This window comes from Prevotella sp. 885 (genome assembly GCF_002265625.1).
In the GTDB taxonomy this organism is placed as follows: Bacteria; Bacteroidota; Bacteroidia; order Bacteroidales; family Bacteroidaceae; genus Prevotella.
In genome coordinates, this window is the sequence record NZ_NOVE01000053.1 from 1 (window position 1) to 25,538 (window position 25,538).

Consider the following 25,538-nt stretch of genomic DNA (forward strand, 5'->3'; position numbering starts at 1 on the left):
ACGAATATCGGTTCTGTCACCTGGTCTCAGCTCGTTTTCGTCAAGGTATATGTGAACAAGCTTTGTTTCTTTCTTTTGCTCTACAAACACGTCTTTAAGGTCGAACCAATCCAGCATGTGTTCGGGCAAAAGACATTCTGCAAGGAGTCTATACTTTTCCATATTTATCCGTTCTTTGACTTTATAAACGGACAATATAGTGTTTTTATTGTACTACGATATCCACACACTTTTTCCAGTGGTCCATAATTTCTTCAGAAATGTTTGTGTTGCGGATTTTCACAGATTTTACATGTCAAATACGAATACATACTGCATTCTACAACCGTTTATTACAACCCTGCAAAATTTGCTCGACAATACTTAGTGCCATAGCCGTTTCACCTGGCAGATAGAACATGACTTTGCGTCTTTGCAGTTCTTCATATAGTTGCAAGGCTTTCTTTTCGTCTTTGTTATGCAACAGTTCTATGGCATAAAGAGCGGCAAGCTTGCTTGGCGAGTATTTGCTATTGCTCGTTGTATATTTTGCCGCTTGTTTTGTCCATAGCTTCTCCACTACGTTTCGTCTGTTCTGTGTCAGCAATTCTGCGATGATATACTCGCCCACAGTTTCCAATGCGAAAAGCAAAGGTAGCTTTGGCTTTATATACTCAAGATGTTCGTATGCAATACGTGCCTCGTCCCAATGTCCTTCGTCCTCAAGTAGTGAGATGTACGAGATATACGAAACATATCTTCTCCCAACGGAAATATGACACAATGGAAGAACTGCAAGAGATAAAGCGAAACATGAACAAGAAAAAAGCCTATAAGAGATAAAATGAGCTTAAATTGATTATGAAAACGAAAGAATTTCAGCTTTATTGTTACCAAAGACAAGGACAACAAATGGCACTGGCATTTGGCTCCTGCATACGACCTTACCCATTGCACAGAGGGATATAATGGCGAACACGCTACATCAGTAAACAATTCGGCTCATCCCTCTATAGAGGACATGGTAGCTGTAGGTGTAAAGAATAAAGACTTCTAAGAGAATTGTCATACTGATAAATAACCATTAGGAGTGATATTTTCAATTAGTTATTTGTGATTATAATTTTCTTAGTCTAATTTTGCACTCATAATCATATTAGTTATGAGTGAGATTGACGACAAACTGAATGAGAAATTGCGCCAACAGATGGATGGCCTGTTTGATGAGGACGAGGAACAGCGATTTCGCCTCATCGCAAAATCGTATGCTATGTGCGAGAACTCCATTGCCGTGCTTAGCAATCTGCGAACAGACAAAAGTTATATATATTATGGTAGGACGAGCAACGTCTTAGGCTTTGAACCCGCAGGAAGCTATGAAAAAATGACATGGTTTTCCAAGTAAAGCATTTGCCCGATCAGCGCAGATTGGAATGGTTGAAGGCTCATGCCGAATAAAAACTACAATCGGTCAATGCTATTGTCTTTAAACGAAAGCATTAAGGCATAATTATACTCAAAGAAGAGCGGTAAAACATGGATATTTGGAAAAACCATTGTATATTTGCAATAAGAAACAAAAATCCATAGCTATGGTAGAGACAAACAATAGAAGATTGCCCGTAGGCATCCAGTCTTTTGAGGAAATGAGAAAGGAAGGATACCTTTATGTTGACAAGACTGATATTATCTGGCAACTTGCCAATGAAGGAAAGAAGTATAATTACCTGAGCCGCCCACGCCGCTTTGGCAAGTCTGTGCTGGTTGATACTCTCGAAGCCTACTTCATGGGAAAGAAGGAACTATTCGAGGGGTTGAAGATAATGGAAATGGAGAAGGAATGGGTGAAGCGACCTGTCATCCGACTTGATATGAGTCATGCAGGTGCTGGACCTGAAACAGTGCGAAGTTATCTTGACGATGCTTTTCATACTTTAGAGACGGAGTATGGAATTGTAGTGCGCCAAGATAGCTCTCTTGCCGTAAGATTCAAGAACATAATTGAGGGTGCTTACAGCAAAACCGGACAACAAGTGGCTATCCTCATTGACGAGTACGACTCTCCATTGCAACATTCATGGAAGACTCCTCAGCACGAAGCATGCACCAGCATCTATAGAGAGGTGTTTGCCATATTGAAAGCCAACGACAAATACGAGAAGTTTGTCTTCATCACAGGCATAACCAAGTTTACACAGATTTCTCTCTTCTCTGTGCTCAATAATCTGAGCAACATCAGTTTCGACCCGGAATATGCTGCCATCTGCGGCATTACCAAAGAAGAGATGCTGCGTGATTTCAAGCCAGAAATCAACAAGCTGGCAGTAAGTAAAGGATGGACATTCGATGAAGCCGTAGCACAGTTGACAGCATATTACGATGGCTATCATTTCTGCCATGAAAATATGGCGGATATATTCAATCCGTTCTGTCTTATCAATGCCCTTGCTGATTCCAAACTGAAGAATTATTGGGCTTCATCCGGTGCAACCTCACTGCTTCCTAAATTTGTGGATGACATGGAGATAAAAATGAAGAATTTTGAAGATTGCCCAATAGACAGCGATACTTTGGAGACTTCGGATGTGACAGGAGGAGGTGCTGAACTGTTCCTCTACCAATCGGGATATCTTACAATAAAAAGTTATACAGAAGGCATCTATATGCTTGGCATTCCAAACCATGAAGTTCGCAAGGCTCTATACAAGATTGTATTTGATATTGAGCACCATCTTTAATGCCATCGGTTGTAGGGTGGAAGTAGAGAAGATGATTGCTACGGGCAGAATAGACATGGTGGTGGAAACAACCAACTTCATCTATGTCCTTGAATTGAAGCTAAGCAACAACGGTGGTATTGACGCAGCAACCGAACAAATAAGAACCAAGCAATATACCGAGCCATTCAAAGCTGACAAACGAAAAGTCGTTGCTATTGCCATAGAACTGGATGACAAGGGAAAGGGACTGGTGGATTGGAAGGAAGTGTAAAAGCTACTCCTGCAACCTCAAGCCGTCATACGCATCGGTCAGACAAAGACTTATCAAGTACTGAACTTGCGAAAGTTCAATCAAGTATTTATAGATAAACCCTTTGTCTGACCGATTGTTTTTTATTGTTTTATGACAACTCTCTTTTATAACCAGCGCTTAAACGCCTTTATATACAGCGTCTTGAGCCATCGTGTGAGCACGCAGTACGACAGCAGGATGCCTATTATACACTTTTTTTTAACACACATACTCACTAATAATTAATCACTAATCACTAATAAATAATAATTAATAAATAATAAAATGATGGAAATGACTGATTATATGTTCAGAATAGGTTGCGCCTTTCTGATGGGCGCATTGATTGGCTTGGAGCGGCAGTTCCGTCAGCATAATGCCGGACTTCGCACCAACATCCTCGTTGCGTTGGCATCGGCTGCCTTCACGGTGTTGTCCGTAACGATGACCACGGATAGTGGCGACCCTTCACGTGTGGCGGCGCAGATTGTCTCGGGTATTGGTTTTCTGGGTGGTGGACTTATTCTGAAGGAGGGATTCACCGTTAGAGGTCTGAATACGGCAGCGACGATATGGTGTTCGGCTGCATGCGGAACGCTTTCGGGCGTGGCTATGTATAAGGAAGGATTTGTGCTGGTGATATTCGTGCTGCTGACGCATTGCCTGCTCCGACCCTTATGCAAGTACATTGTGAAGTGCACCACCAAGGTTTATCATTACACCATACGCGTGGAGTGTCAGCGAAGTGCGTCGGACCTGATTCAGAGCATCATCATGGACATGCTCGCCTTCAACAAGGAGGTGAAGATGAACTCGATGTTCTATAAGGGGGATGGCGAGAAGAACGTAATGGTATGCTGCGACATACAGATACTGGGCGAACACAAGGTGTTGCTCGACCTTGTGGTGTCGCGTCTGCGCTCGAGTCCGGAGGTGAGCAGCGCTGGATGGGACAGAAGAGAAACGCCGCAGGAGGATTTCTAAGTTAGGAATATTTGCGTAAAATACCGAAAAGTTATACCTTTGCTACTACAATAAGAATGCCTTATAAAACTAAGAAGAATAGAAAGAAAAAAGAATGAAGCGTATAATTGCTCTTACACTATTATTTAACATTATGAATTTTTCGTTGTCCCAAGCCAAGACGTTCAGCGGCACGTATACTGCGGAATGGCAGTGGGACATGAACAAGAACACCAACTTTGTGAATCTGCTCCGACTGGAGCTTAACGTCGCGCTGTGGAATGGGGGCACCTTTGAGGCTGCCACGCTGCATGTGGCTAAGACCAACGACGGCATCATTGACGACTGGCAGGGCTTCTCCAACATTGAGGCTGACAATATGTTCGGCGGCATTGCCGTGCTGGGCTACATGCATGAATGGAAGGCGGGGCATGTGTTCGTGGGTGTGCGCAATGTGAATGAGGACTTCTTCACGTCGGACATCACGGCGCTCTTCACCAACAGCTCTTGCGGCATCGTGCCCACGATAGCGTCAAGTTATCCTATAGCCAATTATCCCTTCTCTGGGCTGACAGTCTACTTTGACGTGCATAAGGGAGGATGGCTGTTCCGCAACAGTCTGTATAACGGTGTGGGATATAACGGATGGAAACACGGTGACAATCCGTTCCTCGTTCGTCCCAAGAAGGACGGCATCTTCGACATGGCTCAGCTGGAGTATTCGCACGATCGTGGCAATTACTTTGCAGGCGTGGCTGTCCATACGCGCCAGTTCACTATTGACGATGAGGGCGAGATGGTGTCTGCGGACGAAGCGGAGCGTAAGACCACTTGCGCCTGGTGGGTGTATGGCGAACAGAGCTTATGGAGGTCGGCGGATAAGGACGTATCGCTCATGGCACAGTATTCGGAGAATACGTCCCATAGGAGCGGATGTTACAGGTATGCGGAGATTGGAGGAGCTTACCGCGACAGCCTCAATGAGTGTGGCGTGTCAGGACAGTATGCATGTTATCATCAGGGAAAGGAATATTCGTTGGAGTTGACGTGGAAAAGACAGATAAACAAGAATATAGCCATACAGCCAACGTTTCAGTATGTAAATAATGCCAATGGCGACTTCACGGTGCTAAGCGCACGACTTTACTATAGCTTCTAAAAGTTAAAAGTTAAGAGTTGAGGGTTGAGAGTTATGATTTGTTTTATAGATAATATTCTGATTGTTATCTAAGGTAATCATAACTCTCAACCCTCAACTCTTAACTCTCAATTGTATATTACTTCACCATCTTCTTGCCGTCTACGATGTAGAGGCCCTTACCGAGACGGTTGACGTCTGTTCCAAGATAACGTCCGTCAATGGTGTAGACACCCTTGCGTACGTTCTTGAGATTATCGTTCTTTACGGTAACGATGCCGGTCTCGCCAGACGGAACCATCACCTTCACTTCGTCGAGGAAGAAGCGGTCTTCTGCTGAGAAGGTCAGCGAATTGTATCCGGTTCCCTCGAACTCAATGGTAACGTCAGTCCACTTGCCGTCGTCCATGAAGATGCGCTTCAGCATCTGGTTGCCCCAGAATACGTCCAGCGTGTTGTCCTTGCCGAGCCAGGGAGCTGCCTTGAAGGTGAGGACGGTCTTGCCGTTGATGCTGAAGATAGGAGTGATGGCATCGCCGGGGAGAGTCACGGTGCCGAAGCGTGCGCACTTGTTGGCGCCGTAAGCCTTGTTAGAGTAGGTCCATCCTGCTACGTCGGGCTTGAACGATCCGTTGGCACCCTTGTTGAAGATGCCGTCGTTGCCACCCGTTGAGGCGCAACCGTCGAAGGTCTCGTTGAAGAGCACGTCGCCCGGCTCATGGTTGGATGTGCCCTGCATACCGCGGAAACGGAATGACATTGTGCCGTCACCGTTGCGCTTCATGTCGAGCATGGCCTTATTCATATACTGGCGTCCGTCCACGTTGACGTTGTAGAGTGTGGCGGCAGGTATAGAAGTGTTTGTAAGGCTGTCGTTGTTCTGATAAGGATAGGGGTCGCCGTCCGCAGTTCTCATTGTCGAGCCCGTACGGTTGTTCCATCCGTCTGCGTGGAACGGAGTCATGCGCTCATGGTTGGGGTCGTTGTTCACGCTGTTGGAGTGCCATGCTTTCTTGTTATAGTCGACGTGTGTGATGAGAAGACCGTTGCCGGGGATGCTCTCGTCCCATCCTGTACGCTGGCGGTTGTCCACGAAGTAGAACTCGTTCTTGTTCTGCTCGTTATAGATAATGTATGTCTCGCCGTAGTCTGTGAGCGACTTCATATCGCTTACGACGGTGTCGGTCTTGAGCTCCACGGGAGTTGTCCATCCTGCCATCCAGCGCTCGTATCCGGTGAGGTTGGCGGGGCTGAATCCGTTGCCGTTGTAGCATCCCTGATGGAGGAGGTCCCACGCGTCCATACCGTAGCTGCCGCTGTATGTGGTGTCGTAGAGGTCAGGATAGCCGAGGCAGTGTGAGAACTCGTGGCAGATGGTGCCCATACCGTCCGCTGTGCCATATCCGTTGAGCTCGCAAGAGCATGCGTATGTGTCGACGTATACACCATTGATGTATACAGCCTGACCGATGTCGCTGTTTGAGAGATAGAACATGTGCGGCCAGATGAGGTCGCTGTTGTTGGTGTTGTTCTCACCGGGTCCGGCGTAGAGAACGAACACCTGGTCAGCATATCCGTCGCCGTCCCAGTCGTAGTCGTGGAAGTCCACCTTGTCCTTTACTTCCTTGCATGCCCATGCGACGAGCGTGCCTACGTGTGAGTCGCTATTGCTGGCGTTGTTCTGACCGTAGTAGTTATAGTTCTCCGGTGCGGTGATAGGGCCGATAACGTCAAACGTCAGCTCAAACTGACCGTTGCTCTGAGCATAATAGTAGTCGCGTACCGAGCCTTTGAATACGCCCTCCACGTAGTTCTCCTGGTTGGCAAGCTTTGTGTAGAACTCGTTGTCGTGTCCGCTCTTGAACTTCTTGTTTGGGAACTCCACGAGGATGATGAGTCCTTTCTTCTTGCCGTAATATCCTGTTCCGTCGCCGAACGCCTTGTTCGGACCTGCGTTCTGCTGCATAGAGCGCAGCGGCTTGGCTTTCATCTTCTGGCTTGCCTGCTGCATGGCAGCACGCTTTGCCATGGCATTGGCTTTTCCTGTCTCAAGGTCGAAGGGCACAAAGGTGCCGTTGCCGTTGTCGGTGTAGCACTTTCCGTCTGCTGCTTGATAGTAATGCAGAAACTCGTCGCCTTTGAGCTCGACGGTCAGCTCTGTGCCGTCTGTGAGGCGTATTACGCGCGTAAGACCTTTCTTGGCAGGGGCTGCCCATGAGGCCGTAGCGAGAAACGCAAGGCATAATGACAGTATTGTCTTTCTCATAAAGTGTGATTGGTTATATAAATAAAAATGTTAATGCTAATATGAAATAAGATAGTTTATTGTCAGTAGTAGTTAAAACAAATGCAAAATTACACATTTTTATTTCCGCATCTTACAGTTTTGTTCAGAAATATTATTGTAACCCTCTTTTTTCACTCTTTTTTAATTAATTTTGTACTCACTCTGTATAAGCATATTATTATTAACCATAAAACATAACTAAACATGGAAGAAAACGAAAAAGAAATCATTCAGCTTCCCGAAAATGCCTTCACCGAACTGAAGGACGGCGAGCAGTATGAGCCGGTGATGAACCCGAAGAGGGACTATCCCGAAGTGAACGCATGGTCGGTGACGTGGGGTATCGTAATGGCGATGCTCTTCTCTGCCGCTGCTGCTTATCTCGGCTTGAAGGTAGGACAGGTGTTTGAGGCTGCCATCCCTATCGCCATTATTGCTGTGGGTGTGTCAACCGCTGCGAAGCGCAACAAGGCTCTCGGCGAGAATGTCATCATCCAGAGTATCGGCGCCTGCTCTGGAACCATAGTTGCGGGTGCCATCTTCACGCTCCCTGCCATCTACATCCTGCAGGCCAAGTATCCGGAGATGAGCGTGTCGTTCGTCAAGGTGTTTATGTCGTCATTGCTCGGCGGCATCCTCGGCATCTTGTTTATGATTCCGTTCCGCAAGTATTTCGTCAAGGACATGCACGGCAAGTATCCTTTCCCTGAGGCTACTGCCACGACGCAGGTGCTCGTAAGCGGCGTAAAGGGTGGCAATCAGGCAAAGCCGTTGCTTCTCGCCGGTCTGGTAGGCGGTCTTTACGACTTTATCGTTGCCACAGTGGGATGGTGGAACGAGACCTTTACCACTCGTGTGGTGGAGTGGGGCGCTATGGCTGCTGACAAGGCAAAGCTCGTCTTTAAGGTAAACACAGGAGCGGCTGTCTTCGGCTTGGGCTATATCATCGGTCTGAAGTATGCATTCATTATCTGCCTCGGCTCGTTCGTGGTTTGGTGGCTTATCGTGCCCGGTATGTCCATAGTGTTCCATGACCAGGTGCTGAATATATGGAATCCGGAAATCACGCAGACTGTGGGTCAGATGAGTGCTGAGGAGATATTCAAGAACTATGGCAAGAGCATCGGTATCGGTGGCATCGCTATGGCTGGTATCATCGGCATCATCAAGTCGTGGGGCATCATCAAGGGTGCTGTGTCGCTGGCTGCCAAAGAGATGAAGGGTGGTAAGAATGACGGTGAAGAGACTGTCCGCACACAGCGCGACATCTCGTTCAAGATTATTGCCATCGGTTCCATTGTTACGCTTATCGTGACATTCTTGTTCTTCTGGTTCGGCGTTATGGAGGGCAATCTGCTCTTCGCCATTGTGGGCATCCTGCTTGTGGCTGTCATCGCCTTCCTCTTCACTACTGTCGCTGCCAACGCTATCGCCATCGTGGGATCTAACCCCGTGTCGGGCATGACGCTCATGACGCTTATCCTTGCTTCTGTGGTGCTCGTGGCTGTTGGAATGAAAGGCACTGGCGGTATGGTGGCTGCGCTTATCATGGGCGGCGTGGTCTGCACGGCTCTCTCTATGGCTGGCGGATTCATCACTGACCTCAAGATCGGCTATTGGCTCGGAACCACTCCGAAGAAGCAGGAGACATGGAAGTTCCTCGGTACGTTGGTTTCGGCTGCTACCGTGGGGGGTGTTATGATTATCCTCAACCAGACATACGGGTTTGCAAGCGGACAGCTCGCAGCTCCGCAGGCCAATGCTATGGCTGCCGTCATCGATCCGTTGATGAACGGTGTGGGCGCTCCTTGGGCGCTGTATGGCATCGGTGCTGTCATCGCTGTGGTGCTGACCTACTTTAAGATTCCTGCCATTGCTTTCGCTCTCGGTATGTTTATTCCGTTGGAGCTTAACACTCCGCTTCTCATGGGTGGTATCATCAGCTGGTTTGTTTCGTCACGCTCGAAGAACCCGGAGGTCAACCGTGAACGCAATGAGAAGGGTACGCTGATTGCCAGCGGTTTCATTGCCGGTGGTGCGCTTATGGGCGTTGTTTCTGCCATCCTGCGCTTCTGCGACATACATCTCGTCAGCGAAGAATGGATGAGCGGATGGCTTGCCAACCCGCTTTCGCAGGTGGCATCGCTCGTGGCTTACTGCTGCCTCATCGGTTACTTCGTATTCGCTACGAAGGTGAAGAAGTAAGGCGATTGGAATATAAAAGAATAATAAAAAAGGCTTTAATATTGGGGATGAATGCCCAATATTAAAGCTTTTTTAATTGGTAATTATTATTTGTTATTTATTATTTATTATTTGTTAGGGATGGAATTCCTAATTCCTAACTCTACTTCACGCTGATTTCGTCAACGAAGAGGAAGGCAGGCTTGCCTTTGCCGCCGTGCCACTCAGGGATGTTGTGCTCTGATGTGGCAGTCACTTTCACGTAACGTGTGGTGGTCTGCGGGAAAGTCAGCTCGTAAGTGTAGATGTTGTCAGGTGTCTGCTCCTCAAGTGCGGGGAGTGACTTGCTTGCCACCTTTGTGAATGACTTGCCGTCGGCAGACACGCTCACCTCGATGTTGCGTGCATCGAAAATCCATGATCCCTTGTCCACGCAGGTGTTGAGGCTCACGCTTGAGACATCGGTGTTCTGCTTAAGATCGATGATTGCTTCAAGGTCGTTGCCGCTGAAGCCGAGCCAGCGTCCAGTGCCGAAGCCCTTGTCACCGAGAAGTCCGTCAGTGAGAGTGGCTCCACCCTTATATGTGTAGTTTTTGTGAGTGGGCTGGAGCAGTTCTACGGGGCATGCTGTGGCTTTGTTGAAGCTGATGTCCTGGCTGGTCACGCTGCTTCTCTTGCCGTTGCGGAAGGCAGCTGCACGGATTTTTGCCGACTTCTGCAAAACGATAGCGCCTGTATAGAGAGTGCTGTTGGCTGTCGGCTCGGTGCCGTCGAGTGTGTAGCGAATCTCAGCATTGCCGGCTGTGGTCATGTGGATGAGAATCTCGCGCCACTTATTGTCGCTGTCTACGTGAATGGCCACGTTATAGAGATGCTTGGCGTAGTTATACCCGAGACGGTCATACAGGTGAGTGAACTCTGTCAGACGGTTGGTGAAGCTGTTGTAGTCCTTCAGTGCGGGCTGGCTCCACTGCACCTCGCTGAGTGCTGCCAAACGGGGCAGAGCCATATACTGCATCTGCTTGAAAGTGGGCATATACTCTGTCCAGATGTTTGCCTGTACGCCGATGATGTGGCGTGCCTCGTCAGCTGTCAGCTCCTTGGGCATCGGCTCGTAAGAATAGACGGTCTCAAGGGGCAGGTAACCACCGATGGCAAGAGGCTCGTTGGCCTTGTCGAGCGACTGATAATAGTCGAAGTAGAGATAGCTGTTAGGTGTCATCACCACGTCGTGATGCTGCTTTGCTGCGGCAATGCCTCCCGATTCGCCACGCCATGACATAACAGTGGCGCCCTCAGCGAGTCCGCCTTCGAGTATCTCGTCCCATCCGATTGTGTTGCGTCCGAGCGACTTCAGGTAGTTGGAAGCATGTGTGATGATGTAGCTCTGAAGACGTTCCTCAGCAGAATGACCGTCCTTAGCCTCAAGGTTAAGAGACTTGATGCGTGCCTGACACTTGGGGCACTTCTGCCACTGGGTCTTCGGACACTCGTCGCCACCAACGTGAATATACTTAGACGGGAAGAGTTGTGTGATTTCCTTCAGCACATTGTCAATGAATGTAAGGGTCTTGTCGTTGCCGGCGCAGAGCACGTTGTCAGACACGCCCCACTTCTGCCACACCTCGTAAGGACCGCCGGTGCAGCCCATGTCCGGGTAAGCGGCGAGAGCAGCCTGCATGTGGCCGGGCAGGTCAATCTCAGGAACGATGGTAATATAGCGGTCTGCGGCATACTTGACGATGTCGCGAATCTGTTTCTGGGTGTAGAACCGCTGTAAGGCTTGCCGTCATACTTGCCTGAATTGTGACCGATGACGGTCTGCGCACGCTTCGAACCAATCTGTGTGAGCAACGGATACTTCTTTATCTCGATGCGCCATCCCTGGTCGTCAGTAAGGTGCCAATGGAAGCGGTTGATGTTGTGCAGCGCGAGCATGTCGATGAACTGGCGCACGGAGTCGGCAGTTACGAAGTGGCGTGATACGTCGAGATGGGTGCCACGATAGGCAAAGCGTGGTGCGTCAGCGATGTGAACGGCTGGAATGCTTACCTTCGATGCCTTGCCGTTGACGAGAGGCAGCGACTTGCGCAGAGTCTGGATGCCATAGAAAACGCCTGCTGCTGATGCACCTGCGATGCGTATCTGCTTTGCGTCAGCGTCCAGCTTGTATCCCTCAGCATTGGCGATGGTCTTGTCGATGGTGAGGACGATGGCAGCGCCGTTCTTGCTCTTTCCGACAGCGGGGCGGATGCCGGTTGTCTGCTCGATGTAAGAGGCGAGCATATTGGCGTTACGCTTCATGTCCTGGTTGTTGGTGCCAAGGCTGATGACGGTCTTTGCGTTCAGCGTGAATGGTGCGTCATTGCTGACGTTCACCTGCTGCGGACGCGGAATGATGTTGAAGTCCGCAGTCTGTCCCGCTGCGGTAGAGGGTAGGAGGAAGGCCATTGCAGCCAAAGCTCCTGTCAGTAGTTTTTTATTCATAGTTTGTTTTTAAGTATACTTCTATTCTTTGATTGCCATTCTTTTCCACTTCATATATCCCATTACGGCTATTACGACGTACATTCCGTAAAGTCCAGCCTTGAAGGGGATGCCCTTTATTATATAAAGGTAACAGCTGATGGCGTCCACGGCAATCCAGAACACCCATTGCTCCACGTACTTACGGGCAAGTGCCCACAGTCCTACGAAGCTCATGGCGTTGGTGAATGCGTCAAGCACGGGCACCGTACTTCCCGTATACTCCTTCAGCACGTAATACGTGGCTCCCCATGCGAGGAAGAATACGGCTGTGGTCTTAAGGATGAGGCGTTTCGGGAAGTGCGTTATAGGCATCTCGCTTTCGTCTTTCCCTTTGCTCTTGCGTCCGAACTTCCATATAGCGTAGCCGTAGATGGCGGCCACTGTGTAGTAAACCGCCATTCCGGCATCGCCGTAAAGTCCATGACTCCAATATAAATATATGTCCATGGCTGGCATCACTATGCCGATAATCCACAGCAGAATGCTCGCCCTGTACTCCAGTACGATGTAGGCGATGCCGAGGATGGTGGTGGTGATGTCGAGCCAATGGATGGAGAGGTATTCTGCCATACTTAGAACTTAAGTGTCAGATGTCCCATGCAGTTGAATCCTGCCATTGGTATATAGGCGAGTGTGGATGTGCGCTTGCCCTGATAATACCAGTCGTAGTAGACGTAGCCGGATGCTGCGTAGTGATGGTCGAAGATGTTGTTGAAGTCAGCGCCGAGCACCACCTGCTTCAGACCGAGTACGCGCTTGCCGAAATTGAATGTATAGCTGGCGTTGATGTTGGTCTGTGAGTAGCAGGGAAGCTGACGGTCAGCGCTCTCTGAATTGTCGAGATACTGCTTGCTCACGTAGTTAGTGTGCCATGTTGCACGGAAACCGGCGAAGTGGATATCTACGAATCCGTTGAGGATGGCAGATGGCGAGTAAGCGAGAGTAGACTTGTCGTAATGGTTCCATGTAGATCCGTTGTCCCAGTCTTCCACGCACTCGTCAAAGTTCTTCAGCTTGTTCTGGCTGAGAGCGGCATTGCCTTCGAACGACAACCATGACAGCGGGCTCCATCCTGCTGATATCTCAGCGCCGAGACGATAGCTGTTCTTGATGTTGGTGGTCAGCGATTCGCCGATGTCGCTCTTCTCTCCGGTCATCACAAACTGGTTGACATAGTTCATATAGTAGAAGTTGACGCCTGCAAACCAGTTCTTGCCCTGATACTGATAGCCCCATTCAAGGTCGAGGAGGCGTTCCGGGCTTGGTGCGCCGTAGCTGCCGTTGTTGGTGAAGTTGTTGCGTTCCGGTTCACGGTTGGCGTATGCGAGTGATGCGTATGCCTTGTGTCCGTTGTGCGTGTAGCTGATGCCGGTCTTCGGATTGACGAAGAAATAGTTCTCTTTGACGTCAAGGTTCTGGTTTGTGTACTTACCGTTGGCATCACTTACAAAGCGGTCGTTGATGCCGTCCGTAGTGTAGTTGACGTAGCGCATCTGCAAGTCTACGAAGTAATTCCATCCGGTGCCGAACTTATAGTTGGCCTTAATGAATGCGCTCCAGTCGTTCTTGTGAGCGTCCGAGTCGTAATACTTATACTTTCCGTTGCCGAGATACTTCTTCTCTATAGCCTCGTCGGCGATGTATGTCACGTAGCCCCAGTGGTTGCAGCGGAAGAGTTGCATGCTGGCACCTCCGACAACGTCCCATGCACCGTCAGTGTAGGATACGTTATAGAGTGCGCCGTAATTGTTCTGTGTAAGACCCTTCTGACGGATGGCGTCCGACTTGGTGTACTTTGTCTTGCCGCTGTCGTTGATGTATGTCTCGTTGATACCGAACTTTGAAGCCAGTGTGGCGTTCTGCTTGAACTCCTTATAGTAGCCGTAACCGTAAGTATAATGGAGTGTTACGCTATGCTTCCAGTGCTCTGAAGGCGTCCAGGCGAAGTTCAGGATGTTGTGGTTCTGATAGAAGTTGTCCGTGGTCTTGTCCCAATAGCTACCGTCGCGCATCTGATAGCGCTTGGTGGTGAACTTTCCGTCCTTGGTGTCAGGGAATATGAGCTCCTCATAGAGCGAGTTAAACTTGCCCAATCCGTGCTCATACATGTCAGTATAGTTTTGCATGCCGTAGTCGCGCAGACTTGTGTCGCCGTCGTAGTTGCATGCAGCCACTCCGTTCCATGCCTGTCCTGTCTTCTCGAAGTTGCCGATATTCTTATAGCTGATCTTGTATTTGTTGCCGAGCCATGTCAGTCCGCCGTAGTAAGATCCTGAGCGACCTGCCGTACCGTGGATAAATCCGTCCGTGCTTGTCTCGTGATAAGCGCCGTCGAAGATGAGATGATTCCAGAGAAGTCCTGTTGAGAAGCTTGCTCCAGCGTTCATTGTATTAAACGAACCGTACGATCCTGTAAGCTCCAGAGCAGGTGTTTCTGCCGGTGTGGCAGTCGCAAGTGAGATGATTCCGCCGAAAGCGCCGTCACCGTTAGTGGACGTTCCGATACCGCGCTGAATCTGTGCGCTTCCCAAGAGTGAAGCGTAGCTGTTCATATTTGCCCAGAATACGCACTGGTCTTCAGGCGAATTGAGAGGCACACCATCAATAGTTACGTTGATGCGGCTGTCAGCAGCGCCACGCAGACGCATGTATGTTGTACCGGTTCCCACGCCGTTCTCGCTCCATGAGAGCACACCCGGAGTGCGTGCGAAGAGGAACGGAAGCTCCTTTCCGCTCTTGGCGAAATCCTGAAGCTGCTGTTTCTGTACGTTAGTGATGGCGAATGGTGCGCTCTGAGGAGCGCGAACAGCCTTAACCACTACCTCGCTGATGTTCTGCACGTTAGTGGTGTCGAGCTTTGTCTGTGTGTTCTCTGCCTGTGACGGTACAACACATGCTGCAGCCATAGCTGCGCTGATGATTTTCTTCATCTTTTTTAATGTTTTAATAGTTCTCCTGAATCTTAGCAATCTATACCTAAGACTATATAAATACACAAAAAGGGGTTATGGCTTTTTATGTCTTGTTCGTACCTTTTTTCGCTACGCCGGTATTGTCCGGATCAGCTCTGAGGGTATTATCTCAGACGGAAATGTTCCGCCACCCCTTGGCTTACGCTTCGTAAACCATTGCAAAGGTATATCTTTTTTTCGTAATAATGTAATTTTTAGGGTGCAAACCATCCCTACCGTGACTTTTGTCACGGTTATGGAGGTGTTTACTAATTTAGTTGTAGCGTTATGCGTTGCTTACAACTGTCTCAAAATCATTGATGTTGTAGATGTCGTTCATCTCATAGCCCTTATCGCGCTTCATGTTGGCAAGGGCGCGGCAGAGTCCGTTCTCTGTAGGGTATGCCGACTCATCAAGTTCCCAAAGGCACTGGTTGTTAAGGCATCTTTCCAGAAAACGTGGTGATACGTAGGTCTTTACTTGCAAGACCGTCTGTGTGTTTCCTTCTGTGTCCTTGAAGATGATTGCAGAAACGAGTGCTTTTGCGCTTGGCTGTGAAGCCTTCTGCAGCTCGCGTTCGTGTTCGATGCGTCTTTGTATTTCCATCTTCAGTTTTTTGATTGCTGCGACGAGTTTCTTGTTCACGCAGTTCACCATAATCTCATTCTTATCGTTCTTTGCAGTTTCCATAATTACACGTTATTTATATTTTACAATTAGCGATTCTCTTTTTATATCGTAGTTAAGTCTTTAAACGTGTAGTGTGTTTTGTAGCAGTGCGTAAACTTAATGTACAGTTTGTACTCTTTGTCTATATATATATTATAATGTTGGGATGTGGGTTTTTTATTTCGTATCCTTTCCTTTAACAGGAATTTATGAGAGATTATCTTGAGTCCCAACGATGTCGCTATATCCAATAGCCTTTATAGGTCATGGTTTGTGTGGCATCGTTGGGACCACAAGTGTTTTTATGCGTCAGTAGTCATTACTTGCAGTTGGGGCACCAAGGCTTAAGCTGCTGGAAGAAGTCGTTGCCCTTGTCATCCACGAGGATGAATGCGGGGAAGTCCTCCACTGTAATCTTCCAGATGGCCTCCATGCCGAGCTCCGGATACTCCACGCACTCGATGCTCTTGATGCTGCTCTGTGAGAGAACAGCGGCTACGCCACCGATGGTGCCGAGATAGAAACCGCCGTGTTTCTTGCATGCGTCTGTAACCACCTGTGAGCGATTGCCCTTGGCAATCATCACAAGACTGGCGCCGTTAGCCTGGAACTCGTCAACGTACGGGTCCATACGGTTGGCTGTTGTCGGGCCCATTGATCCGCAAGGATATCCTTCCGGAGTCTTTGCAGGTCCTGCGTACAGAATCGGGTGGTTCTTGAAGTATTCTGGCATCTGTTCACCAGCGTCCAGACGAGCCTTCAGCTTGGCGTGTGCGATGTCGCGAGCCACGATGATGGTGCCCTTGAGGTTGACGCGTGTGCTTACAGGATACTTTGAGAGTTCTGCGCGAACAGCGTCAATACCCTTGTCGAGGTCAATTTCGATGCCCTTTGTGCCTTCGCCCGGACGACGAAGCTCTTCGGGGATAAGCTCTGAAGGATTAGCGTCCATCTTCTCAAGGAACACACCGTCCTTTGTGATCTTAGCCTTGATGTTGCGGTCTGCAGAGCAGCTTACGCCCATTCCGATGGGGCAGCTTGCGCCGTGACGCGGCAGACGGATTACGCGGATGTCGTGAGCAAGATACTTGCCGCCGAACTGTGCGCCGAGTCCGATCTTGTGAGCCTCCTTGAGGAGCTTCTCCTCGAGGTCGATATCACGGAAAGCACGTCCTGTCTCGTCGCCTGTTGTGGGGAGCGAGTCATAGTACTTGATGGAAGCGAGCTTCACTGTCAGGAGGTTCTTCTCTGCTGATGTTCCACCGATGACGAATGCGATGTGGTACGGAGGACAAGCCGCTGTACCGAGGCTCTTCATCTTCTCCACGAGGAAGGGGAGCAGTGTGCCCTCGTTCTGGATTGTGGCCTTTGTCATGGGGTAGAAGTATGTCTTGTTGGCTGAGCCGCCACCCTTTGCCACCATTATGAAGCGATATTCGTCGCCCTCAGTAGCCTCGATGTCTATCTGTGCGGGGAGGTTGCAGCGTGTGTTCACCTCGTCATACATATTGAGCGGAGCGTTCTGCGAGTAGCGGAGGTTGTCCTGTGTGAAGGTGTTGTATACGCCGAGTGAGAGAGCCTCTTCGTCCTCGAAGTCGGTCCATACGCGCTGGCCTTTCTCGCCGTGGATGATGGCTGTACCGGTGTCCTGGCAGAAGGGAAGCACGCCCTTGGCTGCAGTCTCTGCGTTGCGGAGGAACTGGAGAGCCACATACTTGTCGTTCTCTGATGCCTCAGGGTCTGAGAGAATCTTAGCCACCTGGAGGTTGTGCTCGCGACGGAGCATAAACTCAACGTCGTGGAAAGCCTGCTGTGCGAGCAGTGTGAGTGCTTCCTTCGAAACCTTCAGTATTGTCTTGCCTTCAAACTCGCCGGTGCTTACGCCTTCCTTGGTGAGCAGACGGTATTCAGTAGTGTCCTTGCCCATCTGGAACATAGGAGCATACTTGAAATCTGGTGTGGATGCCATAATGTTATATTGTTTAAAAGTGTTTGGTTTTTTATTCTATCTGCAAAGATACTGCAAATCGGAGACAAAACAAAAAGAAATCATCCATTTTTTATAAATGTAAAATGAATGATTTCTTTAATACATGTCTTCCTGTCTATTTCTCGAAAACCACGCTTCCGAAGAAGTTGGGTCTGTGGAAGTCGGGCTTGGGAAGGTCGATGGGGTAGAGCGAGAGGAAATGTGGGTGAGGCAGCTTGTCGCCGCACTTATACACGTTTCCCTTTACTTGAAGTCCTGCGAATGATTCCAGATGGTGATGATAATAAGCCTCTGTCGGTACGGCGAGGCAAAGCTGCCATGTCTGCTCTCCCTCGATGTTGTCAAAGGGAGTGCGTCCGAGCGACGACCAGCGGTCCACCTTATCGAGCACTTCCTGCGGTGCTCTCTCGCGTCCCTCGCGCTTCGGACCGAAGCCTATGAGCATTGTTCCTGCGGCGTTGCACTCCATGTTATAGTAAGTGCCGTCTGCCACAGGCGAGAGAAACAGCTCGCAGCACGAGTCTTCCCATACATTGCCGTCGTCGTGAGGAGCCACGGCACGCACCGTCTCCTCAGTCACTCGGTAGTTGATGAGCAGCTGTGCGCCGTTGTGCACCATTCTTACTTCCATCTTCGGGCGATAGGGGAACGCCTCTGCCCAGCAATGGTTGTCCACGGGTACGAAACCTATTCCGGCTTCGTCCATAATACGACAAATCTCAGCCGCCTTTACATTGGTGGCTGAGATTCGCTTTATGTTGAATTTCTTCTCCATATATTGGTTTTTGTTAAACCACCGTCTTCTTACAGGTTGTTCTTCTCGATGTCCTTGAAGTAGCGGTATGTGCTGACCTTCAGCTCATCGGTAGCAGCCTCGTCAGCAACGATGATGCCGTGCTGGTGGAGCTGGAGAACAGAGATGGTCCACATCTGTGTAACAGGACCCTCCACTGCAGCCTGTAGAGCGCGTGTCTTGTTGTGGCCGTTTACGAGGATCATCACCTCGCGTGCAGACATAACAGTGCCAACGCCTACTGTGAGAGCTGTTGTCGGAACCTTGTTAACGTCGTTGTCGAAGAAGCGTGAGTTAGCCACGATGGTGTCTGTGGTCAGAGTCTTCATACGTGTACGTGAAGCGAGTGAAGATCCCGGCTCGTTGAAAGCGATGTGTCCGTCAGGACCGATGCCGCCGATGAAGAGGTCGATGCCGCCTGCTTCCTCAATCATCTGCTCGTAGTGAGCGCACTCAGCCTCGAGGTCCTCTGCGTTGCCGTTGAGGATGTGGATGTTCTCCTTCGGGCAGTCCACGTGGTCAAAGAAGTTCTTTGCCATGAATGAGTGGTAGCTCTCGGGGTGGCTCTCAGGCAGACCTACATATTCGTCCATGTTGAAAGTGAGGACGTTCTTGAAGGATACGCGTCCCTCCTTGCAAGCCTGTGCCAAAGCACGATACATGCCGATGGGTGATGAACCGGTAGGCAGACCGAGCACGAACTTGTGGTCGGGTGTCGGGTTGAACTTGTTGATACGCTCGATAACATGCTCAGCAGCCCACTTTGACAGCTGGTCATAATCCTTTTCAATAATTAGTCTCATAATATTATAAATATGTATGTTAGTTGATTATGTTTACAATATATATATAAATATGTATATCCGTGTGGTTTAATTGTCCTCCCACGGCGAGATCATCTCTTCGGGCCACAGGTGGTGTGCGTATGTATATCCGCAGAGCTTGAAGAGGCTGGTCATGCGTGTCAGTCTTTGCTTGAAGGCACCGAAGTCTTTCGGGGCGCTGCTCCACTGCACCTCGCTGAGCGCCGACATACGCGGAAGACTGTAGTATTCCACGGCTTGCGGGCAAGCCAGATATTCTGTCCAAACGTTAGCCTGCACTCCGAGGATGTGGCTCTTTGCCTTTTCTGACATGCCTTCTGCGAGCGGTTCGTAACCGTAAACCTTCTCCACGCTGATAAATCCGTCACGGGGTGACGGCTCGTAGAGTGTGCTGGTGTCCGTCTGGCAGAAGTCGAAGTAGCAGTATGTCGTGGGCGACATTATAACGTCATGTCCCTTTTCTGCCGCCTTCTCTCCGTTGGCGGTTCCGCGCCAACTCATGATGGTGGCGCTCTGGTTTATGTCGCCTTCCAGAATCTCGTCCCAGCCTATTATGCGTTTTCCGTTCTGATTGAGGAATCGCTCCATGCGGTTGGTGAAGTAGCCCTGCAGCGTCTTTGCTGTCAGTCCGTGCTCCTTAGCCACTGCCTGGCATTTCGGACATTCTGCCCAACGCTCTGTAGGCGTTTCGTCGCCTCCGATGTGGACGTATTCGGCAGGGAATATGTCAGAAAGCTCTTTCAGTACGTCCTCGCAGAAAGCATAAATCTTCTCGTTGCCGAGGCAGAGCACGTCCAGATAGATGCCCCATCTGTGTCCCACCTCGTAAGGACCGCCCGTACATCCGAGCTCGGGATAGGCGGCGAGAGCAGCCTTCATGTGTCCTGGCATGTCAATCTCGGGGATGACGGTGATGTATCGTTGGCGTGCGTACTCCACTATTTCGCGAGCTTGATCCTGAGTGTAGAATCCGCCGTATTCTCTCTGGTCGTCTACCATCGAGTTGAATCCGACGATGGTTCCCGAACGCTTTGATCCTATGCTCGTAAGACGCGGATACTTCTTTATCTCGATTCGCCATCCCTGGTCGTCGGTGAGATGCCAGTGAAAGACGTTCATGTTGTGCATAGCCATGAGGTCGAGATATTTCTTGATGAAGTCCACGGTGAAGAAGTGGCGCGAGCAGTCGAGCATCATGCCGCGATAACCGAAGCGTGGCTGGTCAGCTATTCTTACCGCACTTAGCTCTATGTTGTCCGTTTTGCTGACGGGCACAGATTTGCGCAGCGTCTGAATGCCGTAGAACACGCCCTTCGCCGAACCGCCGGTAACGACGATGCCTTTCTTGTCCACGCTGATGCTATAAGTCTCTTCGCCCATCTTGCTGTCCGTGCAGATTGTGATGGCGTTTTTCTGTGCCTTGCCTGAAGCTGCGTTAGTGGAGAGCTTTATGCCGGTGGTCTGAGCCAGATAGTCTGCGAGGAACTTTGCGTTACGCTTCATCGCCTCGTCACTGCCTACGTATACGATGCGTGTAGCAGAGGAGAGCATGAAGGGTTCGCCTTTCTGCATGCTTATGCTTGCTGGCAACGGCACGATGTCGTAGCTCGCCTTGACCGCGGCGCTTGTCGTGGTTGTTATCATTGTCATGATGAGAGATATGATTATTATAATTCTGTTCATACCTAAGTGAATTTGTTTTAGTTTTAAGAAGTCATGGGGTGTGGTGTGTCGTGGCTGCTTATTCTATACATTTTTGTTAAATTGCAAAAGTGCTCCGGTGTCACACCGGAACACTTTTTGTTTGATTGTAGTAGTAGTTGTAACTAAATAAGCAGTCATGAGTTAGTTGAAAATCGGTTTTCTCATTTACCGCCGTAGCGGTTATGCTTTGTTTGTTTATGCAAAGTTAACAATTAATTGCCGACCATCAAAGACAATTCATCAAAATCCTCATTTTCTTTATCTTTTTTAATGCTTTACTCTTCGTAGGCATTTTTTTAATAAGTGGTTGTGATTTTGGAATAATATAAAAAAAGTTGAGAGCTTAGAGCCGTTCTGACTCAAAACTCTCAACATTTATTTCTTAATTGTTTGAATTATCTTACCACCTTCTTCGACTGTTTTGTGCCGTCCTTCATAGTGATGGTGCGGATGTATACGCCCTTGCCAGGACGCAGAATCTGACGTCCTGAGAGGTCGGTGAATGTGATTGACTCCACCTTGCTTTCCTCTGGAGTTGTGGTCTTGATGCCAGTCGGGTCAGAGATGTAGTACTCTGTGATGCCTGACGAGTAAGTTACGGGCTTGCCGTCCACTTCGTCCACGTAGAGAGCTTCCATGCCCACCTTCACCTTCGGCTCGTGGAAGTAGTAGAGGCGGCGTGTGTTGTCGTCAATCTTGTAGAAGTGGAGGTCGTCGTCGAATGTGTAAGGCACGAGGTCCATCTCCTTCTCCACGTTCGGATATTCCTCCGGTGTGAATGTCAGCATCTCGCCGTCGATGTAGAAGCTGTAGTAGAGCTTTGACGGGTCTAGGTAGTTGCCGTCCACTGAGTAATAGCTCAAGAGGAACTCCACGCCACCGTATGCAGGTGTCACGCCGGTGTACCAAGGCATATATGAAGAGAACTTCGGAGGCAGCGGGCTGTTAGGCTTCTCCACCCACGGGCTGATCAGAGGCACGCGGTAAACGTCGAAGATGTCTGTGCTCTTCAGCGGCTCACGCTCGCCGTCGCTCTGATGGATGCCCATCTTCTGCTTTGAAGAGAGTGTGTTGGCTGACGGGTCGTATGTGAATACGAGCGGCTCCTTCACTATGTAGGTGCTGTCATAAGCGTCGCCGTATGGAGTGTAGGCTGTCTTATAGTCCACGCGTGAAGCATAAGCATAGCATACTGTTGTGGTGTCGATGCCCACGAACGATGTTGACGGGAATGTCGCTTCGTTGTTCTTCATCGTACCCTTAATCCAGTAACCCTTGAGGTTAGTGGAGAGGTTGCCGAGATAAACGTCGTCACCGTCGATGGCGTACTTCACCGGCCACTGCTGTGCCTGGTCGCTGAGGTCGAGGTAAAGCATCAGACCGTCATAAACCTTTGCGTTCTCCGAAGGTTTGATGTTGGTGTTCTCGATGTTGATGCCCTCGAAGTAGTTTTCGCCGTAACCGGTCCAACCGCCGCTTGGTGTACACATACCGCAAGCCATATCCTCGCAAAGTGTCAGCTTGCCGTCCTTCCAGAGATATTTCAGAGTCTGCGATTCCTCGTCTCTTACGTAAGTTCCGTACTTGTCGGTTTCCTCCACAACCATCTTGTAGAGCTTGCCGTAGCTGGTGACGTCGTTGAAGGTCTCTTCCCAGATTACCTGCGGAAGGTCGAAGGCGATGGTGTCGCCCTGTGCCTTATAGCCCTTAATCCACGACTTGCCATAGAGGCTGCTGATGGGGTTCTCCAGCCATACAGCTCCGTCCTCGGCGAATACCATACGGGTCCACTCGCCGTGGGATGTATAAGCTTTGGCGTTACCAAAGAAGCCGTAGTAACCCTTCGACGAACGGTAAAGATTTACTACCTCACCTTTTGGCTTTTCGGTGAAGGGCTTCTCATCCTGTGCCGACACTGTTGTCAGTGAAAGTGCGGCAAGACATACGGAAAGTAAAGTTTTTTTCATGATGTCTTTTTGTTTTTTAAGTTATGGTTAATGATTATTTATTTCAACTCTCAACTTTCAACTCTCAACTGTTAAAGTGTCGCTTTCACCGTATGAGCAGTTCCTCCCTGCTCCAGTCTGAACACGTAGACGCCGTGGCTGAGCTGTGAGAGGCTGACGGTCTGTCCGCTGGCTGTGATTTTCTTGGCTGCTACCTTCTGTCCGGTGGTGGTGTAGATGCTGAGTGTGGCGTTGCCCTTGGCTGCGTACATCACCTGTGCGGTGCGTGCGTTGTGGTCCGTTGTGATGCTGAACAGCTGTACGTCAGTCTGCGTGTCGCTGATGCCGGTCTTGCCGGCTGCAATCTGCAGACCTGCGTAAGCATCTATCTTGCCTGCGCCCAACTTGTTGCGGTCGCATGAGTCTGCGCTGCCGGTGTTATAGTCATGGCGTGACGAAGCGTTCAGAATGGAGCGGATGTCAGCCGGGGTGAGTGTCGGGTTGGCCTGAAGCCAGAGTGCCACGGTGCCAGCCACGAAGGGTGACGACATTGACGTACCCATGTTCACGTCATAATAGTCGTTGTTGTAGCTGCTCTTGTCCACCGTTGTCAACGGGAAGAAGCCCTGATAATACTTTGATGTAGCTGAAACGATGGCGCATCCGGGAGCTGCTACGTCCGGCTTGTAGCGTCCGTCTGTTGTGGGACCGCAACTTGAGAAGAGCGAACGTTCGCCGAGATTGCCCACCACCTCAGGATTGAGGTCGTACACGTTGCCCATGAAGTTCTGATAGCTGTCTTTGGTATTATACGATCCTGCTGTGATGACGTCAGGACTGATGCCGCCAATCTCTGCTATGGTGTAGTTGGCGTCGCCGTCTGTCCATCCTGCCTTGCCCTCGCTGAGGAAGTTGCCCGTCACGTCACAGTTCCACATGTGCACGGTGCTGCCCTCGCTGCCGGTTACCACCAGTCCGATGCGGCGGTTGTTGTCGAAGCTGGATGTGCGATATAGCGCCAGCACCTCCGGGCGGTCGTTGTGCGAGTCCACCTGCAGAGCCATCTGCACATTGCCTTCCACGCCGCATCCGTCTGGGAACGTATACTTCATGTCGGCAGCGCCGTCCGTAGCCACCTCTGACGATTCAGCCAGAATGCTTCCGTCGTTCGTGTCCACCACCACAGCCTTCACTTTCAGCGCAGCGTCCTTGTCGCTCCAGATGTCAATGCGGGCTGTCTTGGCGCCGGCAGAAGCGTCGTTGAAGCCAATCATGGTCTTCATCATTGTGTCGCCTTCCTTGAATGTCTTCGAGGCATGCACCTGCGTAGCGCCCTCATTGCCGGCAGCGCCCACTATTATTCTGCCCGGCCCCACCAGCTCTGCCAAGGCGCGGTCGGTGGCTGATGTGCCGTCATGCGGACCGAGGTGTGTGCCCAGACTGATGTTTACGACGCATGGCTTGCCCACGCTCTCTGCATAGTCAAACACATACTTGATGCCGTCGATGACGCTGGTGTTCTGCGATGAGAAGCTCACCAGCACGATGTCTGCGTCAGGAGCCACACCATAATATTTAGACGACTGGTCAGAACCTGCGGCTATGCCAGCCACGTGAGTGCCGTGGAAAGTCTTTGACATGTCACAGCGTTGCAGTTTCATCTCCGTCAGTGTGGTATATTCAGCGCCATATCCGTATTTCTCGGGTGCGGTGCCACTCGTAGCTGACTGGTCCCAGACGCGTGCCACGCGAGTTTCCGTAAAGTTGTTCTTGAGGAAGTCGGCGTGTGCATACTCAAAACCGTTGTCCACGATGCCCACCACTACGCCCTTGCCGGTGTAGTCGCCAAGGCTTTCGGTGGCTGTATGGCAAGCGTCCACGTTGGCGTCAGCGCGTGCGTTGTCCATGAGGAGGCGTGCTTCCGTGCCGGCCTGAATGTTCGTCACGCCGTCAATGGCTGCTATGGTGTTGATGGAGGAAATGGGCAGCGATGCCGTTACGACGCCACCAAGGACCGAGCGGACCGTCACGCCGTGCTTGCGCAATTCGTCTGCCACCTTGCTGTCGTCCACGCTGATAAATGCCGATACCATTCTGTCGGCTGGGGCATTCATTCCGTTTTTCTGTACAGCTTCCTTCTTCTGTGCTTCCCAATCGTTCAGCATCAGGCTTGTGTTGGGCGAAAGCTTCTGTGCCTGAGCATGGAAGGCAGCTGACAGTATGACTGCTATAAGTATTTTTCTCTTTTTCATTCTCTTCAGTTTTGTTTAGGGTCCTATTATATATATAGGTTAGTAAGTTTGGCGATTTAGCTGCTATCTGGGGACCACTGGAAAAAGTGTGTGGATATCGTAGTACAATAAAAACACTATATTGTCCGTTTATAAAGTCAAAGAACGGATAAATATGGAAAAGTATAGACTCCTTGCAGAATGTCTTTTGCCCGAACACATGCTGGATTGGTTCGACCTTAAAGACGTGTTTGTAGAGCAAAAGAAAGAAACAAAGCTTGTTCACATATACCTTGACGAAAACGAGCTGAGACCAGGTGACAGAACCGATATTCGT

Annotated in this window: 17 protein-coding genes and 2 pseudogenes; 7 read left to right on the plus strand and 12 right to left on the minus strand. The window is 50.0% G+C overall.

Translation table 11 applies throughout. The features are described from left to right. Window positions 1-319 precede the first annotated feature (319 nt). Window positions 320-559 (minus strand): hypothetical protein, encoded by a 240-nt coding sequence (locus CHL74_RS12705; RefSeq protein WP_141241332.1) that lies wholly within the window; start codon window positions 557-559, stop codon window positions 320-322. A gap of 291 nt (window positions 560-850) precedes the next feature. Between CHL74_RS12705 and CHL74_RS12715 the strand changes: the two are divergent. The 6 genes and pseudogenes from CHL74_RS12715 to CHL74_RS12735 all read left to right on the plus strand — a co-directional run. After that, window positions 851-1,036: pseudogene (locus CHL74_RS12715) on the plus strand (type II toxin-antitoxin system HipA family toxin); the annotation flags it as partial. Between the two features lie 105 nt (window positions 1,037-1,141). Further along, window positions 1,142-1,384 carry a hypothetical protein gene (locus CHL74_RS12720; RefSeq protein ID WP_094881592.1) on the plus strand — a complete coding sequence of 81 codons (243 nt, stop codon included), beginning with the start codon at window positions 1,142-1,144 and terminating at the stop codon, window positions 1,382-1,384. Between the two features lie 187 nt (window positions 1,385-1,571). Next, a complete protein-coding gene (locus CHL74_RS12725; RefSeq protein WP_254923303.1) occupies window positions 1,572-2,717 on the plus strand; it encodes an ATP-binding protein in 1,146 nt (381 codons plus the stop codon). Beyond that, window positions 2,689-2,970 carry a PD-(D/E)XK nuclease domain-containing protein gene (locus tag CHL74_RS16365; protein WP_254923304.1) on the plus strand — a complete coding sequence of 94 codons (282 nt, stop codon included), beginning with the start codon at window positions 2,689-2,691 and terminating at the stop codon, window positions 2,968-2,970. The genes CHL74_RS12725 and CHL74_RS16365 overlap by 29 nt, the downstream gene beginning before the upstream one ends. A gap of 306 nt (window positions 2,971-3,276) precedes the next feature. Continuing rightward, window positions 3,277-3,975 carry an MgtC/SapB family protein gene (locus tag CHL74_RS12730; protein ID WP_217901457.1) on the plus strand — a complete coding sequence of 233 codons (699 nt, stop codon included), beginning with the start codon at window positions 3,277-3,279 and terminating at the stop codon, window positions 3,973-3,975. A 133-nt stretch (window positions 3,976-4,108) separates the two neighbouring features. After that, complete coding sequence (locus CHL74_RS12735; protein WP_254923305.1) at window positions 4,109-5,113, plus strand: carbohydrate porin; 1,005 nt, start codon at window positions 4,109-4,111, stop codon at window positions 5,111-5,113. A gap of 118 nt (window positions 5,114-5,231) precedes the next feature. Here the strand turns inward: CHL74_RS12735 and CHL74_RS12740 are convergent, their stop codons facing one another. Continuing rightward, a complete protein-coding gene (locus tag CHL74_RS12740; protein WP_094881594.1) occupies window positions 5,232-7,358 on the minus strand; it encodes a M6 family metalloprotease domain-containing protein in 2,127 nt (708 codons plus the stop codon). Between the two features lie 225 nt (window positions 7,359-7,583). Between CHL74_RS12740 and CHL74_RS12745 the strand changes: the two genes are divergently transcribed. Then, window positions 7,584-9,584: an OPT family oligopeptide transporter gene (locus CHL74_RS12745; RefSeq protein ID WP_094881595.1), complete on the plus strand. Its 2,001-nt coding sequence runs from the start codon at window positions 7,584-7,586 to the stop codon at window positions 9,582-9,584. A gap of 142 nt (window positions 9,585-9,726) precedes the next feature. Here the strand turns inward: CHL74_RS12745 and CHL74_RS12750 are convergent. The 10 genes and pseudogenes from CHL74_RS12750 to CHL74_RS12795 form a co-directional block, all read right to left on the minus strand. Further along, window positions 9,727-12,050, minus strand: a pseudogene (locus tag CHL74_RS12750) (glycoside hydrolase family 20 protein). A gap of 21 nt (window positions 12,051-12,071) precedes the next feature. Further along, a complete protein-coding gene (gene pnuC, locus CHL74_RS12755; RefSeq protein WP_094881596.1) occupies window positions 12,072-12,662 on the minus strand; it encodes a nicotinamide riboside transporter PnuC in 591 nt (196 codons plus the stop codon). Window positions 12,663-12,664: 2 nt separating this feature from the next. Beyond that, window positions 12,665-15,022 carry a TonB-dependent receptor gene (locus CHL74_RS12760; RefSeq protein WP_094881597.1) on the minus strand — a complete coding sequence of 786 codons (2,358 nt, stop codon included), beginning with the start codon at window positions 15,020-15,022 and terminating at the stop codon, window positions 12,665-12,667. A gap of 307 nt (window positions 15,023-15,329) precedes the next feature. Further along, window positions 15,330-15,734 carry a hypothetical protein gene (locus tag CHL74_RS12765; protein ID WP_094881598.1) on the minus strand — a complete coding sequence of 135 codons (405 nt, stop codon included), beginning with the start codon at window positions 15,732-15,734 and terminating at the stop codon, window positions 15,330-15,332. 298 nt (window positions 15,735-16,032) lie between these two features. Then, window positions 16,033-17,682: a fumarate hydratase gene (locus CHL74_RS12770; protein WP_094881599.1), complete on the minus strand. Its 1,650-nt coding sequence runs from the start codon at window positions 17,680-17,682 to the stop codon at window positions 16,033-16,035. 136 nt (window positions 17,683-17,818) lie between these two features. Beyond that, a complete protein-coding gene (locus CHL74_RS12775; RefSeq protein ID WP_094881600.1) occupies window positions 17,819-18,478 on the minus strand; it encodes a carbohydrate-binding family 9-like protein in 660 nt (219 codons plus the stop codon). A gap of 29 nt (window positions 18,479-18,507) precedes the next feature. Continuing rightward, window positions 18,508-19,299, minus strand: a complete 792-nt coding sequence (gene nagB, locus CHL74_RS12780; RefSeq protein WP_094881601.1) for a glucosamine-6-phosphate deaminase — start codon at window positions 19,297-19,299, stop codon at window positions 18,508-18,510. A 69-nt stretch (window positions 19,300-19,368) separates the two neighbouring features. After that, window positions 19,369-21,003 (minus strand): beta-N-acetylhexosaminidase, encoded by a 1,635-nt coding sequence (locus tag CHL74_RS12785; protein ID WP_094881602.1) that lies wholly within the window; start codon window positions 21,001-21,003, stop codon window positions 19,369-19,371. A gap of 416 nt (window positions 21,004-21,419) precedes the next feature. Continuing rightward, the gene (locus tag CHL74_RS12790) at window positions 21,420-22,991 is read right to left on the minus strand and encodes a hypothetical protein (RefSeq protein ID WP_141241333.1); all 1,572 of its coding nucleotides are present in this window, start codon (window positions 22,989-22,991) and stop codon (window positions 21,420-21,422) included. A 71-nt stretch (window positions 22,992-23,062) separates the two neighbouring features. Further along, window positions 23,063-25,222, minus strand: a complete 2,160-nt coding sequence (locus CHL74_RS12795; RefSeq protein WP_094881604.1) for a S8 family peptidase — start codon at window positions 25,220-25,222, stop codon at window positions 23,063-23,065. Between the last annotated feature and the right edge of the window lie 316 nt (window positions 25,223-25,538).